Source organism: Pseudomonas brassicacearum (genome assembly GCF_000585995.1).
Lineage (GTDB): Bacteria > Pseudomonadota > Gammaproteobacteria > Pseudomonadales > Pseudomonadaceae > Aquipseudomonas > Aquipseudomonas brassicacearum_A.
Map to the genome: position 1 here is coordinate 4,375,983 of NZ_CP007410.1, position 16,721 is coordinate 4,392,703.

The window sequence follows — 16,721 nt, forward strand, 5'->3', positions numbered from 1 at the left end:
CCCTCTGCTGATCTAGAAGATCGTTATAAACCGACAATCCTGCGTTCGGCTTTCTCACTGACACCCCTCTCTCGATTATTGAACCTGTCCAGGCCATACACCCAGAGCCTGGATCATGTCTGCTGCCTGCCCGCACATTTCGCCCCAGAAATTACATCCGTTGATGCTGAGCATTCTGCTGGCATCCGGGTCAAGCGTAGCGCTGGATACCGGCAACATTACCGCCTCCGTACTTTCTCCAGACTGCCTCGAGTACAGAGTCGTCGGCATCTGCTTTTGGTTGCTCTGCACCCCCTTCGGCTGCACGGTTAAAACCTCAACCAAGGTTCGTCACTTCATTCCTGAGCTGGTGGTCTCGAGCTATGCCACCACCGGTGCCAATCCTTGGACCGAGATGGCCACCCTATCCTCTCCTATCAGTGGTGCGGAAGGAGGCGGTAACCTGATCACGCCGAACACCCAGCGCGATAATCTGCCTCGTTTCAAAAACGTTGATGCCATCGGTCATCCAGGTGGCTGGGCCGCCACGCAACTGGCCTCGCAATCCGGCTACGCCTGCGCCAGCGGCGCCACTGCGTTCATGCCCTATTACCTGAGCACTTTGGACTCACTGGCCTGGCGTCATGGCATCCCAGAAAGCCTTTACCCCGAGTCGCTTGTGCCCGGGATCCGTGAAATCGGTCGTCAGCTCGCGGGCAACATGTGGGGCAACGTCTATCCCCGGCAAGGATTTCTGGTACAACCCGACGACTTCAAAGCCGCTGCAGTGATGGCGCAGCGAGCGGGTGACGTCATTACCCGCAACTGGCAACCGCACGTGTATGTCCCGCTCACACCCGTACCACGCGATGGTTATTGGCCGCCTGGCCCAATCGTTGAAAACGACGCTTCGACCCACAAATGGCAATTGCTCTCCCCCCGGGTTCAACCCACATGTGCCATCTTCCCCAGTGAACCGGTGCAGAGCGTGGATGGCGGCTACTCCTGGTCGCTGTGGCGTCCCTATAGCTGCTGCAAGCGTGAGGGACAGACCTTCCTGTTCAGCATCGACTTCGAAGGTGGTACGTCATGAGTCGACTTCTCGCAGGATCATGGTTGGGCCCGATGAGCTTGTTGCTCTGCGGGCTGCTCGCCGTGGCCACGCATGCCCATGCCGCCGAGGACGATTACCGTCTAGGCACTCAAGGCGAAGTGCTCGATGACCGAGTGATGTACACCATCGGTGGCGGCTCTGCAGCGGGCTCGCCGAGCTCGCTCTATCGCCCTAACGGGCTCGGTGTCGGCGGATCCTGGCAGGCGAACATGATGTGCGGAAACATGAGCCTCACCAACACCTTGCAAAACCAGTTGAACGGCGTCACCGAAGGTTTCCAGCAGATCATGGGCAGCATTGTGCAGAACGCGACCCAAGCGGTGATGTCGCTGCCTGCGTTGATCATCCAGCGCGCCAACCCGGGTCTCTATGAGTTGTTGAGCAACGGAGTGATGCAGGGGCGTATCGACTTCGACCGTTCCAAGCTGACCTGCCAGGCCATGGCTGAGAAGATGGCGGACAAGGTCGGTCAAGCCGGCTGGGGCGCATTGGCCAAGAACCAGGAAATGCAGGGCAACCTCGAACAAACCGGCGGTGATGCGGTGGCTGCGGTGAAAAACACCGAGGCCCGTAACGGCAACAATGGGGTGTCTTGGGTCGGCGGGAAGAAGGCTGGAGGTAGCGGACAAACACCCATCCGGGCAACCTCCGATGTGGTGCGCGCGGGCTACAACCTGCTGCATAACCGGTCCGTGGATGACAGCGCGTCGATCAGTAGCAGTGATTGCCTGGGCGGCGCTATTTGCCAGGCATGGACCTCACCCCAAGAGGAATCCGAATGGGCTGTTCGAGTGTTGGGCGAGACCGAAGTCGCAACCTGCGACACCTGCGAGACTCTGCGGGCTACCGCTGGCAGCGGACTGACGCCGCTGATCCAGGAGGCCTACGGTGAACATCTCAAGACCCTGCAAGGATTGCTGTCCGGTTCTCTGCCGCCTACCCCTGACAATCTGAGCAAAGCCTCCAGCCCGATGCTGCCAGTGACCCGTGGTGTGATCGAAGCCCTGCGCGACGATCCTGATCAGGAACTCCTGGCGCGGCGCCTGGCCAGTGAGACGGCCCTGTCCAGTGTACTAGACAAGGCACTGCTGCTACTTCGCACGCTGCTGGCAGGCAGTCACGAACCGAACATCGCCTCCGCCGAGCCGGCCCAGACCGCCTTGACGAAAAACATCGACGCCCTGGAACGCGAAATCCGCCTGCTGCAGACCGACCTGCTGGTTCGGCAGATGCTGGCCACCAACACCGCCAGCCTGGTGCTCGATCGGCATGCCGGTGGTGCCGATGCTTCGCGCACCGTCGAGCAAGGCGACCCTGAGCCGGGCCGACTCAACGACGCTGACGCCAGGCGCAAGTGAGCCATGAAACGCTCACTGCTATTCACTTTGCTTTCAAGTCTAGGGATCGCCGCAGGGATGATCCTGACCGCCGCACTGATCGCCTGGATCGGCTGCACTGCGCTGGGCAGTTTCGGGGTCTGGCAGCAAGCCTTGGAATCGATACGGCCTTATCTGCGGTGGTGGCGTGTCCTGCTCTACGGCGTCCTCTTTGCACTCTGGTGGGACCTGCTGAGGCGCTACCGACATCGACCACAGGACCGACTGCGCGTGAAACGCGCCGGGACATTAGGGCTCTTGCTCTTTACCTGCGTCGAGCTCACTCGGTTGTGAGGTCACCACCATGCTCATGAGCACTAACAGCTACCTGGAGTTTTACCTTTCCCTGCTGGCCTGGATCATCAACAACGGTATCTGGAACATCCTATCCGATACTGGATTGTTCGCCGCGCCCTTCGGCGCGATCATCTTGCAAGAATGGTTGTCGGCCCGTCAGCAAGGCGCAGATGAAGGCAACAAGGGATTGCTCTCGGTACCTCGAATCGAGAACCGGCTTTGGCTGGCCTACATTGTCGTATTGTTCGGCTGCGCGCCGGTCTTTCCGCTAAACCTCGCTTCAATGGCGTTTGATGATGCAGCGAGCCAACGCTGCGGTGTCAGCGTGGCCAAGCCAGCAGAAACTGCCTGGGGTACCACTTTCAACACCATCGGCGAACGCTCTGCAAACGTGCCAATCTGGTGGTTTCTGGTGCACGCCCTGAGCAAAGGAGTGACCGCAGCGGCCACCGCGGCCATCCCCTGCGCACCGGATATCCGACAGATGCGCATGGAGATCGACAGTTCTCGCATCGATAACCAGGTATTGCTACAGGAAGTCGCCGATTTTACTCGCGACTGCTACGGCTATTCCCGCTCTCGACTTTTCACCAACCGTCCTCAGTTAGACAAGGCACAAAGTCACGATGCGTCCTGGGTCGGCTCACGCTATTTTCTCGACACGCCGGGCTACTACGACACCGATCGCTCACGGACACCGCGAGTCAGCTGGCCCTATGATGAAACCCGCGATATTTCCTTGCCACGGTTGGAGAATGGCGCGGGCTACCCCACTTGCAAACAATGGTGGAGTGACAGCGGTATCGGGTTGCGCGAACGGTTGATCGAGCAGCTTGATCCGTCGCTGCTGACTCAACTGAAAAGCTGGTTGACTGGCCGTTCAAGCAACGAAATCGAGGATGCCACGCTGCGCGACCTGGTCAGCCCGCGCCAACAATCGATGTCCATGTCGCCCGGACAGGTGTACCAGGACTATGGCTCCAGTGCTCGCGGAGGGTCGATCAATCAGGGGCTCAATAACCTGGCGACCAACACTGGGCTGGCCCTCGGTTCCTTCAGCAACTTCCCGGCGATGAATGCGCTACGCGCCGCCCTACCCATGGTGCAGGCTTTCCTGATCATGGGCGTCATCATCAGCCTGCCACTGATCCTGCTGGTCAGTACCTACCAGCTAAAGACCGTCATGACGGTGACGTTCGCGCTGTTCACGCTGCACATGCTGACCTTCTGGTGGGAGTTGGCCCGCTGGGTCGACTCCAGCATGCTCGATACCTTGTACAACCAAGTCTCGGCGTCCAATCAGGTGCTGTTGTCGCTGCCGACATCCGGATTTATGGATGGAACCGTCACGGCACAGGTGATTGAGTATGTGATGGGGGCGATGTTCTTGGTTCTGCCAGGACTATTTCTAGTTGCCATGAGCTGGGCAGGCTACTCAATTGGCAGCAGCCTTGAAGGGATGCTAGGAAGTGCGAGCAAGGCAGCGCATGGCGCGGCAAGCAAAGGCACAGATCAGTTGATGGGAGCTACGAAAAGGATCATCTGACGTCACTACTCGATGATTTGGAATGCCCGATGTAATGGCCGTTGTCGTCGTAATTGCCTAGATAGGAGTTGGCCCCTAAAAAGTCTGGACCTGGATCATTGCCTTCAAGATCCCCATCAATGGCAGCCCTGGACAATAGGAGACCAATCACAGCAATCATCGTTACGACAGAAGCTACCAACCAGAAACCGATAAAGAGCAACCCAAGGATGAGTGCCAGCTTCGTAACCAGAAAGCTCCCACGAACCAATAGCCCACCCGCAGGCATACCTGTCGCCACCGCACGTTTAGCCACACGAGATTCAAATCCTTTCAACCTGCGATAAACACGTTTTACGGACATACCGCATGCATATGCCCAGCGGTGTGCGCGGGAGATCTGAAGTGGCTGCTGAGCCGGCATGGTTGCGCCCTCTTCTGAGCGTGTTCCTGTGGAAATCGAGATTACAGACTACTACTGAAAACCGCCCATGCTTAACCGTTTATCAGCTTGCTCGGTCGAAAAACTCTTCACTGGAAGACAGAAGACGCAGCTCGTGCACCAGCGCCTCTAAGGCCGTTGACCCATCCATATCATCCAGCTACATAGAGGGTACGGATCGCTGTTATCGACAGCACCTTCCCAGGTAGCCAGAGCCTTCAAAGCTACGTCACTCCGGTGATGGTTCCCCCCAAGTGCGATTAGCGTTCGGTGGCTCGCACGGTCACGCTTCACGGTGATGAACGCCTACTGCTCTCCCGAGCGTCTTTCGAGCTCGGCTCGTCCTAACCCCTCTTGTTTTTCTTCAACCCGCCGCGGGGAAATTCTTTCCCCTATGGGACAGGTTTCTTCGCGCTTTCAACGGAGGCACACCATGTCCGACTCACTCACAAGCGAAGCACTGAACACTCTGCGCTTGCCCGTTGTGTTCACTCCAAACGCGTGGCAACACGCAGTATTGCTCGGTGGTTCAAGTCATCCTGAAAAGCTGCAGCTCGACAGGCTGAGCAATGTGGTACGCGCAGCCTTCAAAGCTCACCTGGCCGATCCAAACGCACCCTACGTGGTGTTTGAGGTAGCCAAGTTCGGCTCAGTGAGTGATGCAGAACATGAACCATTGCTGCGACTGAGCCTCCGCCTGCTTCAGGCATCAGACCAACCTAACGCCTTACTGATAGCGCTTGCGGAAGAGCAGCAACGCTAAACGCAAACGGCCATACCCGGCCACTGATCCAACTCAGGCTATACGCAGTCCTGCACCAATCCAATCAACACCCACCGGGGAACCCTCCCCGACGGGCAAGGCGTTCCTCCGGTTTTTCGAGGAACATGCCATGCGCAATATCTACCAAGACGTGACAGACAAGATCGTTACCGCGTTAGACCAAGGCGTAGCGCCCTGGATCAAACCTTGGTCCTCAAATGGCTCAACTGACGTCACTCATCACCAGCCCTATCCCATCAACGCCATCACGCAGCGTCCCTATTCGGGCATCAATTTACCGTTGCTCTGGGCCGAGGCCAGGTTGCAAGGGTTCACTCAAGATCGCTGGCTGACCTTCAATCAAGCCAAAAAAGCCGGCGGGCACATCCGTAAGGGTGAGCACAGCACTCTGGCAGTGCTCTACAAACCGATGGAGCGCGAGGAACAGACCGAATCAGGCCAACCCGTACTCGATGAAAACGGTCAGCCCAAGGTCGCTCACTTCGGCATTCTCAGGACACATTTTCTGTTCAACATCGAGCAAACGGAAGGGCTCGAAACGCTCAACGAAACTTTAATCGAGACGGAACCGAGCGATCCCTTCTTCCCCAACGCTGCTGCAGAAAGTTTGTTGCGAAGTTCGGGCGCAAATATCATTCATCGATTTGCCGACGAAGCCTTTTACCACCCGATCAGGGATCTCATCCAACTGCCGACAAAAGCGCAATTTCACGATCAGGGTGGGTACTACGCCACCGCGCTTCACGAGCTGACGCACTGGACTGGGCATCACTCTCGGTTGCAGCGTGAAGGCGTGACCACACCTTGCCCATTCGGCTCGCCAGGTTATGCATTTGAAGAGTTGATCGCCGAAATGGGTGCCGCTTTTTTATGTGCATATGCCGGTATACAGGGAGAGCTTCGGCACGAGGGCTACATCGACTCCTGGCTCGGCCTGCTCAAGGCTGATAACCGCGCGATTTTCCGAGCCAGTGGTCAGGCCCGATGCGCCTCGGAGTATGTGCTTAACCTGGAACAGCAACGGAAGCAGTCGGGAATGGATGGCTCGCGATGCCTGAACGATGGCGCCTGATCGCCACCTCACTACTGCAAGCGCTTAATAGGGTCCAACACGAGCTGGACCCTTTTTTATACTCAGAAAATCCCCACACTGCGGAGCTCTGACGCAAAGAACATGAGGTAATCCCGTAACTGCAGTACGCCGCTACGTATCCAGATTCTCCGCCAGGTAATCCACCAGCTCGAGTGGACTTCGACTGTCGATCACCTTGTAGATCAGATCGCGTTTGCTGCGCGGAAGCTTCTTGACCACGCTTTTCGCCGAGGCCCTGACGGCTTCGTCTGTTCCATGGATACGAGCTGCGAGCAGCAGCACGAGCGTGGCGTCAGTGAGGTTCATGGCAAGACCCGATAAAATTCGCACCGCAGTGTACCGACACTTGCCTTTTTCGTACCAGCATGCGCATCCAACAAAACGGCACCAGGACAAATCGATATTCCGATTGCCGCATAAAGGGGTACACGGCAAAAGGACAAGCAAGGGTCGGAAGGGGAATGGGGATTCAAGGGTAAGAGCCCTATCCGAAAAGGCTAAAAGGCCACTGATTCCGCCATTTCCCTGGAGGCCGCGATGCTCAGTCTGTTTCGTCAAAAAAGGCAAAAACCTCCTCCGCCACCCACCGTAAACCTCGCCGAAGGCTACCTGCCCGTCGAATCGCCCCAGAGCTTGTTAGCAGCCGAGCACCGCCGCCAGTTGCTCGATCGCATCTGGCAGTACACCGCCCTCTCCCATCCGCAATTCAGCCAGCTCTATTTAAATCCGATCCATCGATACGCCGAGCTGGTCCAGCAGCTTCCAGCCAGCGAGACGCACCACCATGCTTATCTTGGCGGCATGCTAGACCATGGGTTGGAACTGGTCGCTTGTAGTTTGAAATTGCGTCAGTCGTATCTGCTTCCCACCGGCGCCGCACCTGAAGACCAAGCCGCCCAGACTGACGCTTGGTCCGCTGGCATCGCCTATGGCGCGTTGCTGCATGACATCGGCAAGATTGCTGTAGACCTGCTGGTCGAACGCCAGGATGGCCGTGTTTGGCATCCTTGGCAGGGTTCCCTGGATCAGCCGTATCGTTTCCGCTATCTCAAGGGGCGCGACTACCACTTGCACGGCGCGGCCGCAGGCTTGCTCTACACCCAGATTCTCGACCGCTCAATTCTCGATTGGCTCAGTGGATTTCCATCGCTCTGGGCCAACCTGCTGTATGTCCTAGCAGGTCAGTATGAGCGTGCTGGTGTGCTCGGTGAGTTAGTGATGCAGGCAGACCGTGTTTCCACCGCACAGAACATCGGCGGAAACCCGAGCAAGGCGCTGCAAGCGCCGATACATTCGCTGCAACATCACTTGATCAGCGGACTGCGTCATTTGGTTCAGCACGAACTGAAACTCAACCAGCCGGGTGCCGCGGGATGGCTGACCCAGGACGCGCTCTGGCTGGTCAGCAAGACGGTCACAGACAAGCTGCGAGCCTATCTGCTGTCGCAATCGATTGAGGGCATTCCCTCGTCCAACCTCGCGGTGTTCGATGAGCTGCAATCGCATGGGCTGGTCGAGTCGACTCCAGAAGGTAAAGCGATCTGGACTGCATTAGTCGCCCAGGGAAACTGGCAGCAGAGTTTTACCTTTTTGCGCATCCAACCAGCACTGATTTGGGGGAACGAAGACCGGCCTGAGGCTTTCAGCGGAACGGTGAGCATTGCGACCCATGACCACTCAACTGGCACCCCGGTACCAACACCAACGCCCGAGACAGCCAGTACAAGATCAGGTCAAAGTCAACCGCAGCCGGATACCCGGATGGTAGAGGATGCCGACTACCTCGGTGCGCTGCTGGACATGTTCGAATTGGAAGCGCCTGAGGGCAGAGACGCACTGTCAGAAAGTACTGTCGAAACTTCGACGCTTCAATCGGATAGCCCAGGCCAAACATTTCTGAATTGGGTCAAGGAAGGCATTCTCAGCCACAAGCTGATCATCAACGACAGCAAGGCCAAAATCCACACGGTGAGTGGCAGCGTATTGCTGGTCACGCCAGGCCTCTTCCAACGCTACGCGCAGGAGTTTCCCGGTATCTCTCAGGGCACCTGCCAAGAGATCGAAGAATGGCGTTGGGTGCAAAAGCAGTTTGAGAAGCTGAGGATTCACAAGAAGCGAGACAACGGTCTAAATATCTGGACATGCCAAGTGCAAGGCCCTAGGAAGAAAACAACTTTGAAGGGCTACTTGATTGAGGATCCCAAGCTATTTTTTGAATTGATGCCTCTCGATAATCCTTTTCTTAAAATCGAAACGAATTAGGTATCCGGAGTGCCCCATTGGTCGTCCCTTGCTCACGAAAAGCACATGATCAGGGGATTGATCGCCTCAGGCTTGAACAAGCGGATGCCCTGCTCCACCAGCCAAGTCCCGACCGGCCACACCACTTGGATAACCATCAGCAGTGTGAAGCCCAGGAATGCCCTCAAGAGATATTCATGAGTCATCTTGATTCCGGTGATTTTTCTGTTCACGAGTGGGTAGTTACAAAGGACCGCTATTGATAGCTGTTTGGCCAGAGCCGCTTTGGGGCTGTCTTTTTTCCAGCTCGCGGCGATTTCACCAGGCCCAAGCTGAGTAAACCCAGATACCTTTAATGTGCTGAATGCCCATGCGCCGGCGCGCAGCAAATACGTAACTGCCCAGGCGAAGACGAAGAGCCCAGTGAAGCCAAGCACCTTACTCAATTTGTCATTCCAAAGGCTTGGCAGCAGGGAGACCAAGACAGGAATAAGTGCCGTTATAGCGGCAAGGTAAATGCCGGCTTTGGCATCAGCACCCTTTCGTCGATCAACCTCAGCATCAAAAAGGCGGCGAGACTCATCAAGCGCAACCTCGCTGTCCTTCGACCAATTCCCCTGCCTTACCGATGTCGCGATGCTACGCATCCATTCATCATCAGCAGCTTTTTGTGCCGAAGACAGATCGACCACAACCGGCCATGTCAACCGTATTACTCGGTTCAACCGCCCCCACCCATCAGCCATGAGAAATTCCGACTAGGTTGTCCACAATAGCGGAAGCGATCGGGTACCCGGTTAGATTCTCAATCCATGCCCACTGGCCGTTCGGGTTGATTTCCAAGAACCACAGTTTGCCTTGTCGGTCGCAGATCAAATCGATTGCCCCGTATCGCAGTCCTAGACGCGAGACGAGCTCTAGGCACTGCCGCTCGATCTCGACAGGTAGATTGATTTTCTCGTGCCGTAAATCTGGCCTGCTGCCCTGGCGCCAGTCGACTTCGGTCTCGCTGTGCTCCTGCGACCAAATCGCAGTGGCGAAGAGGCGCTCGCCTACTACGGTGACCCTCACGTCATATTTTTTCACAACCTCGGTCTGGACAATGAAAGGTGTCAACGCCATCGCTCTTGCCTGACCGTCGTCCAAGGTATCGAGGCGCTTGGTGAAGATGACACGTTCGCGTTCGCCAGCCAAAACGGCCTGGCGCAACGGCTTGCCAATGGCTTGATCAACCTGGGTAATCTGACGCGCTGATCGAATGTCGTTAGTGATAATTACGGCCGGCACATTAAAGCCAATCTCGTGAGCCATTAACAGCTGAAGGGGCTTGTCCTCGGCGTTGAAAATCCTGGCAGGTGCATTCAGCCAGCAAGCATCCAGACGCGTATAGAGACTCTTTAAAAAGCTGCTCCATTCGGCTTCGATGTAGGCTCGCTCTCCCGGATCGACCACCTCATCAGGCACGATAGGGGCGCCAGGCCGGCGGAAGTAGGCGCCCGTCACTTGGTCGCCACGGATGGTTTTGCCATCCAGCGTAATTGACCACGCTGTACGAGGATGACTATCCATGGTGCACAAGGATTGTGGGAGCAACTCCGTGTTCACGCGAAAGTATGGAGTGTTACGACGACGCACCTCGGCGACAATGTAATCCATCGTGATATCACGACGGTTGGTAACCAATAACAACATGAGCGTCTCCCCCATCAGCCTTCGTAGTACCGGGTATCCAGTCCGAAGGTGGGATCGCCATTGTCGTCGTGCTCCAGTTGGAGATTAGTCTTGGTGATCAACTCAAGGATATAAGTGGCTTCGCAGCGGTCGTCGCGTTCGGTAGTCGAATCGGTCTTGGTCACGAGTTGAAGGAGATGGTTTGCTTCCCGAGTGTACTCGTCATCGCTTTCGACTTTTTGGGCAGTCTTCGTCGTCAGCTCCAATTGCCAGGTAGCCTCATCATCCTGCTCAGCATTTACCTTCGTCTTGGTGAGGAGCTCGCTCAGCGCCCCTTGCGCGATGATGGGTTTTACGCCCTCCGCGGTATCGACAACCCACATGTCAAGGGCAGCAGAGTAGTAGCCTGGGATCTTTTCCTCACCAGTTCGCGTCGTAGCGCCATCCGCCAGAAAAGGCGAGGACGCCAACGTCTTTTCCATTGCACCCATACGTCGAACCTCCTGTTGACCTGTCGCGCCAGCGCGGCGGGTAGCTGACAGTACCATCAGGCCATCATGACGGTAAATATTAACGATCGGGATAGTGGCTGCGTACCACTACCGCCATCCTTGGAGAGATGCCTTTAGCTCATGCCAAGCGAGCGAACGACATGGTTTTTAGATTTGCAGAGCGGTGGGGCATCCGCGGTAAGGCCCCACGTAGGATCCGCCCAAGCAAGCGCAAGTCCAAAGACGTGGTCGCACACCCTTTCCGCAGGTCGCCCACGAATACACTTTCGAAGGTCTTGCTGTTGGCGCTGGCGTCGAATTGACCCATTAGTCGATGCCATGATGTTCCAACAGCAATCCGCAAAAAACCAGCACTGGTAACGGTTCATAAGGTAGAAGGTTGGATCAGTAAGGTTTCAGCCACTGGCTCAATGCTGTGCTGGCGATAACACCTGCGGCTAAGAACTGAGCATCTCTGCAGCTATGTCACTGCACTGTTCGAGAAGCGCCGCTATCACAACTTGTAACTTACTCGCATCATAGGCACCTGATTCAATGGCTTCAGGGGTCGCCTTATAAAACGCCTTCGCATAGCAATCTTTGTAGTCGAGCGAACCTTGGTATATACCCAGCGACTCCTTGTAATTCGTCCAAGTGACCTGCGGTGATGGCCGGCCCTTCAGCCTGAGGTCGAGGTAACATTCGATAGCCGCCGCGCAGCCGTTGATATCAGCATTCGCAACCCCACTCGGCCCTTTAGCCGGGAAATCGCGCAACTCATCCAAATCAGGGAGCGTCATCACTCTCATGTTCACAGGGAATTTAAAGCGCTGAAGGAGGTTCCGGTAGGTATCAATGCCTTCGGCATCGTTGTCTAAAAGGAAGATCACGCGATTGTGAACATCAATTTTTACCAGCCCTTCCGCGAATTTGGAGAGATTACCGGTACCGGAGAAAGGGTGACGCTCTTCGGTATCGATGAAGCGGAAAAAATCCTCGATATCTGGCCTTAGCAGCGATAGGCCGCGCTTCAAAATGTGAGTATCAGATGTGCCTTCAGTCGCGATTAAATAAGTCTGGGTTCGACGCGCGCTGTCGACGAAATCCTCGTTTTTTGCCCAGCCGGCATCAACGAAGTTGCCGTAATCCCAGACAACATCCTCGTTCAGGTTGGCAGGATTTTCAGCAAGGACCCGAAGGGTTGAGTACGGGCTCAAGAAGCCGATCAGAGAGCCGAAGTGGCTGCGCTCCGAATAACCTCCGATGTCGCGGTCAAAAACCCCGCCCGGCAATAGCGAAACCGCTGGATCAGCGGCGAAGCGGCCTTGTCCATGCGCATGTTCAGCATCATAGCCGTCTACATACTCATTTTTAAGGTCCCTCAAAGCATGCGCCTTGATGAAGTCTACAAACTGTTCGAACGTCAAACGCTCGGGCCGTACTTCGGTGGGCTCATACTCGGCGAACTGGTCGCGGTCGAGCACGACCTGCTTTTCATACTCCGATTTGACTGATCCCATTGTGTACCCGAGTAGCTCCAGCCGTGACACCATGGAACCAAGAGTTCGGCAAAAACATAACTCCATTTGGTGAAGACCTTCAGGGCTATGGGCGTAGTCGTAATCAATATTGCCATAACGACGGAACCGGCGGTCGCTCTCCTGATAGAGCATACCGTGGTCCATACCCATGTAGCCCGTATTATAAGTGAGATCAATATCGCCCACAGACAGTGTGATTGGAGTGCTCATGAAAACCTCATCACCTAGCGTTGATCTGTTATTGATATCCCGATGCTGGCCGCAATGGCGGTACACCAGACATTCTCCAACTTTAGAACCGAGATAACGCCCGTCGATACCAAACACCTTCCCAAAGCGGCGATACGCAAGCCCCTGAAGATGGACACCATTTTGGTACGCAAATCTATTACTAAACTTCCGTACCATGTCATTACCGCAGCCTGTCGACTCCCTGCTGCTGCGCTCTTCGTGCGTACCTACTTCAAAGCAGGAAGCTCCTCAAAACCAACTGCACGTAACTCGTCGCGCAACTCTTTGATGCAGGAAATGGGCACTGCCAACCAGAACAGATTTCTTGCTCTGGTTACCGCCACATAACCGATACGACCCTCTTCGACATCGGTGCCTGCCAATAACGCTTGGACATTGGACTTCTTCGCCACATACAGCACTGCGCCGATGGACTCACCTTTTACCTGATGGACCGTGTCTACCCTGATACCCGGCCCCTGTTTGGCATCTGCACCTTCACCAGCAAGAGGGAGCTCAAGAAGCTTGGTCTTTGCCAGCTTGTTACCAAGGGTGCCAACTGCCTTCAATCCAAACTGCTTTTCGATCGTCGCAAGCAGGATTTTAAGATTCTTCACAAGCCAGGGATGCCAATCGGTTTTGGCAATGAGAGTTGAGGACGGTAAACCATCGTTTTCATTGCGAATAAAGGCCCATAGCAGTCGCCTCAACCGCAGCATCCATCCCTCATGCGGGGCACCTTGTAACTCGGTACTGAGTCCGTGGGGAGGATCATCCAGCAAACCTACGACAGCTCTGCATACACATTTAAAGCACTCCTGATAGCGCCCTTGCTGATCGCGTAGCAACGCCGCTTCACTGAACATGGCAACGGTGCCTTGTCCCGGAGGGGCGACCTTTCCAGCCAGCACCATCGCTCGATCCGCCGATCTGCAGATAATTGCCGCATCGTCGTGCTGCATTTCCAACTCGTCGATTCGAGCTTTGAAGGAGTCAAACAGCCTGGGGAGCTCCGAATCTTTGTACCCAATGAAATAAGCTCCCCCCGCCTCGATATCTCGATCTGATTTGTCGTTCCTGCCACAAAGTCGGTTCGCAATGTCGATGATCGGTGGTAACGAACGATAATTTCGAGTCAGTTTGTATGGGGTGACACCGGCCCGCGCCGCGTAGGTGTGCAGAAACATACCGTCAGCGCCTGCGAAAGCGTAGATGCCTTGATTGACGTCCCCGATGAGGGACACGGTTGCACCGGCCTTTATCAGGAGTTCCAAGATAGCCTGATGCAGCGTGCCCAGATCCTGAGACTCATCAACGAGGATTTGCGGGTAACGGGCTACTAAAGCTCGAAGCACAGCCGGCTGCTCTACCAAGGTTCGATAAACCCAGTAGCGTCCGAGGTCATGGGTGTAAGCGCCTATGCTTCCAAGCCGTGTAACAGAATCTAGCGCCTTCCAGGTGACTAGGCGTGCTGGCCCTGCGTGGGTATCGACGAAGAAAAACGGACTCCCGTCTTCCATTCCTACCTTTAGTTCCTTGACCGAGAGCGGGCGGTCGTCGCCCCCTGGCCAATACAGATAGTTACTCAGGAACGGCTCAGAACCTGCTACGAGGTAGGCAGCCTTGGTCGCTGCCATGGACCGATAGGCATGAGGTCGAAGTACGTGCTGCGTAAAAAAACCATCCAGCGTGTTGACCTCCACTAGCTTGCGATTGACATCATCCGGCAGCGCCGACGCGAGCTGTTGGTATCCCTTGTTGAACGTGTTGACGGCCACATTGGAGAACGACAACAGCACGACACGACCCCGGCTTTTTTCCATCTTCTGCCGAACTGCGATCAGGCGTCTGATTGCGGTAGCAGTTTTTCCGCTTCCAGCACACGCCGTTACTGAAATCGGACCCAACTCGGCGTCGATGACATTTTTCTGTTCATCAGACATCCTCATGCTTGTTCACTCCCTTGCAGACGTGCCGTATCGCTTGCTCCAGGTACTCGGGTACCTTACAGCCAGGTTGCTTGGCAATGTACTCGGCGAGTGCCTGGGCGTAACGGCCTTTCTGCACATTGCTGCTACTATCTTTGCGCTCGAACATGCCGCAAAACAGTGCTTTGGCCTTCGCCGTGTTGTCTGGCTGAGCGTTGACGATCTTGCCCAACGCCTTGGCAATTCGTGGATGGGGATCGCCGAGAGCCGCCAGCATGGCCTTACGATTCTCCTCAAGAAGCGCCAAGTCATATTCCAGAGTTTTTAAACCATGGAAGATCTTCACAAATGCATCTTCCATACCCTTCATCTTGGTTGTATTGCTGGAGATCCGCACCTCATCCCCAAGGGACGGATAGACCTCAACTCGCTTGACCTTTTTCTTTTTCGCTCCGACTTCGGCTTCAGCTGGATCTTCGTCCTCTGGCTCACCGGCCTCTTCCTGGTAGCTAGCCTCAGCGAGAAGATCTTCGATCACTTCGTCGCTCAATTCACCCTGTGCCTTGCCCTGAATCTCAACCTCTTCGAAAGGGTCGGCGTCAGTGATTACAGAAACCGGAATCCGCAAACCTTTTTCGCCGAACAATGGCAGGAAGGAATCGAAATTGAGCCCCTCCACGCTGATAAGGCTGACACCATACTCACGCAGATCGAGATTTATGAGTTTTGCGAGTGCATCGACCAGCATGAGCTCGGCTGCACCTTCGACGAAGATCACTCGACGAGCAAAAAACAGCTCGGCTCTGGTTACATCCAGATAGCGTTCGAGCTTTTCGCGCTTCCCCTTCTCAAAGGTTATGTCACGGGGGAAGAACGTCTGCACACCTGCCTCGTTCTCGACCAGACAGACCAGCGCCTCAAGCTCTGAGTTACTGGCAAAATTGGGGGAATGGCTTGTGACGAAGAGTTGGACTGATTTGTCGCCCTCACTTTTAGGCACGCTAGCGAGGTAGCGAAGTAGAACCCGCTGCAATTGCGGATGCAGGTGCGCCTCAGGCTCTTCTACAATCAAACTCCGATAGGCAGCATCGGGATTTTTAGCCAGCTCGCTCAGCACCACAGCCATGAAGATCAGGTTGTTGAAGCCCAGGCCGTTCTGCTCAATCTCCAACGCCTCTGCAGTGATGGAGAGTCTTGCCGAAAGACGCTGGAAGTCCGTGGCAGTTAGGCCAATAGCAAGCGCCTGCGCCAACTGCTCACCCATCATCAAGCCGTGACGGGACGAAATTGCGGCATGAGTGCTCTTGAGTGACTCGTTCAATTGAAGTTCGTCATCCAGCTTCTTCAGCGCATCATTAATCGTCTTGCGGCCATCGTCATCGGTCAAAAGATGAAGCAAGCGGGCCAGTTGGCTGTTTCGGCTAGGACGCAGTCCCTGGGCCGCATCACGCAGAGGCTGCAAATAGACGCCGCGAAGATTCTCCATCATATCGGAGGTGAGCGCGACCTCCTGATGATCGCCGCACCATCGTTTTACTTTGAATCGTCCCGTCTGATCCGCGTCGGTGTACCGGACATGGATGTGCGCCTCCATGGTGTTGTCTTCACACGGTTTTAGCGCCGCAATGAAGTCTGCTTCATCCTCATGGCTGAGTCCTTTAAAGACAAAATGGAAGGTGATGTCGCCTGCCGGCTCGCCTTCGTTGGGACGGTGTCGGTCAGAAGTATCAAGACGGGGGTACGGTTCATCATGACCGGCGAGAAGGGTCCGAAGCGCGTCGACTACGGCGCTTTTGCCCACATTGTTTGGGCCTACCAACACATTCAGTCCCGGCTGAAATTTCAGCTTGGCGTCACGCAATTTGCGAAAGTTCTTGATCGTCAGCTCAGCGAGGTACATGAAAGACTCCATCCTTGTTTTGCAGATCAAATCCTATTGAGCTGAAGCGTGCAATAACGGATACGTGATGGATGCTGCCTCAATCGCTCCAAGCTGGAGCAGCCTCTT

The 16,721-nt window shown here is 55.4% G+C and carries 15 protein-coding genes; 7 read left to right on the forward strand and 8 right to left on the reverse strand.

From position 1 onward, the window contains the following. Window positions 1-115: 115 nt before the first annotated feature. From CD58_RS18545 to CD58_RS18560, 4 genes are read left to right on the forward strand one after another with little or no spacing between them, the layout of a single operon-like run. Window positions 116-1,072: a TIGR03756 family integrating conjugative element protein gene (locus CD58_RS18545; protein ID WP_025214493.1), complete on the forward strand. Its 957-nt coding sequence runs from the start codon at window positions 116-118 to the stop codon at window positions 1,070-1,072. After that, on the forward strand, window positions 1,069-2,451 hold the full coding sequence (locus tag CD58_RS18550) for an integrating conjugative element protein (RefSeq protein ID WP_025214494.1): 1,383 nt from the start codon (window positions 1,069-1,071) through the stop codon (window positions 2,449-2,451). The genes CD58_RS18545 and CD58_RS18550 overlap by 4 nt, the downstream gene beginning before the upstream one ends. Before the next feature lie 3 nt (window positions 2,452-2,454). Continuing rightward, window positions 2,455-2,763, forward strand: a complete 309-nt coding sequence (locus CD58_RS18555; protein WP_025214495.1) for a hypothetical protein — start codon at window positions 2,455-2,457, stop codon at window positions 2,761-2,763. Window positions 2,764-2,773: 10 nt separating this feature from the next. Further along, window positions 2,774-4,312, forward strand: a complete 1,539-nt coding sequence (locus tag CD58_RS18560) for a conjugal transfer protein TraG N-terminal domain-containing protein (protein ID WP_025214496.1) — start codon at window positions 2,774-2,776, stop codon at window positions 4,310-4,312. Here CD58_RS18560 and CD58_RS18565 read toward each other — a convergent pair. Continuing rightward, a complete protein-coding gene (locus CD58_RS18565; RefSeq protein WP_025214497.1) occupies window positions 4,305-4,715 on the reverse strand; it encodes a DUF3742 family protein in 411 nt (136 codons plus the stop codon). The genes CD58_RS18560 and CD58_RS18565 overlap by 8 nt on opposite strands. 451 nt (window positions 4,716-5,166) lie before the next feature. Here CD58_RS18565 and CD58_RS18570 point away from each other — a divergent pair, with 451 nt between their 5' ends. Continuing rightward, complete coding sequence (locus CD58_RS18570; RefSeq protein WP_025214498.1) at window positions 5,167-5,496, forward strand: hypothetical protein; 330 nt, start codon at window positions 5,167-5,169, stop codon at window positions 5,494-5,496. A 130-nt stretch (window positions 5,497-5,626) separates the two neighbouring features. Next, on the forward strand, window positions 5,627-6,589 hold the full coding sequence (locus CD58_RS18575) for an ArdC family protein (protein WP_025214499.1): 963 nt from the start codon (window positions 5,627-5,629) through the stop codon (window positions 6,587-6,589). 132 nt (window positions 6,590-6,721) lie between these two features. On the opposite strand, the gene CD58_RS18580 is transcribed toward CD58_RS18575, so the two are convergent. Continuing rightward, entirely contained in the window at window positions 6,722-6,916 is a 195-nt protein-coding gene (locus CD58_RS18580) for a hypothetical protein (RefSeq protein WP_025214500.1), read from the reverse strand. 231 nt (window positions 6,917-7,147) lie between these two features. Between CD58_RS18580 and mobH the strand changes: the two genes are divergently transcribed. After that, on the forward strand, window positions 7,148-8,872 hold the full coding sequence (gene mobH / locus CD58_RS18585; RefSeq protein WP_025214501.1) for a MobH family relaxase: 1,725 nt from the start codon (window positions 7,148-7,150) through the stop codon (window positions 8,870-8,872). A 32-nt stretch (window positions 8,873-8,904) separates the two neighbouring features. Here the strand turns inward: mobH and CD58_RS18590 are convergent, their stop codons facing one another. The 6 genes from CD58_RS18590 to CD58_RS18615 form a co-directional block, all read right to left on the reverse strand. Further along, window positions 8,905-9,597: a hypothetical protein gene (locus CD58_RS18590; RefSeq protein WP_038436693.1), complete on the reverse strand. Its 693-nt coding sequence runs from the start codon at window positions 9,595-9,597 to the stop codon at window positions 8,905-8,907. Continuing rightward, window positions 9,590-10,543 (reverse strand): 30S ribosomal protein S6 modification protein RimK, encoded by a 954-nt coding sequence (locus CD58_RS18595; RefSeq protein WP_025214503.1) that lies wholly within the window; start codon window positions 10,541-10,543, stop codon window positions 9,590-9,592. The genes CD58_RS18590 and CD58_RS18595 overlap by 8 nt, the downstream gene beginning before the upstream one ends. A gap of 14 nt (window positions 10,544-10,557) precedes the next feature. Beyond that, a complete protein-coding gene (locus CD58_RS31505; RefSeq protein ID WP_049866967.1) occupies window positions 10,558-11,013 on the reverse strand; it encodes a hypothetical protein in 456 nt (151 codons plus the stop codon). A gap of 458 nt (window positions 11,014-11,471) precedes the next feature. Then, window positions 11,472-12,764: a HEPN/Toprim-associated domain-containing protein gene (locus CD58_RS18605; RefSeq protein ID WP_025214505.1), complete on the reverse strand. Its 1,293-nt coding sequence runs from the start codon at window positions 12,762-12,764 to the stop codon at window positions 11,472-11,474. A gap of 248 nt (window positions 12,765-13,012) precedes the next feature. Then, window positions 13,013-14,728: a UvrD-helicase domain-containing protein gene (locus tag CD58_RS18610; RefSeq protein ID WP_235195275.1), complete on the reverse strand. Its 1,716-nt coding sequence runs from the start codon at window positions 14,726-14,728 to the stop codon at window positions 13,013-13,015. Further along, on the reverse strand, window positions 14,721-16,613 hold the full coding sequence (locus CD58_RS18615; protein ID WP_025214507.1) for an ATP-dependent nuclease: 1,893 nt from the start codon (window positions 16,611-16,613) through the stop codon (window positions 14,721-14,723). Before CD58_RS18615 ends, CD58_RS18610 begins: the two co-directional genes overlap by 8 nt. Window positions 16,614-16,721: the final 108 nt, after the last annotated feature.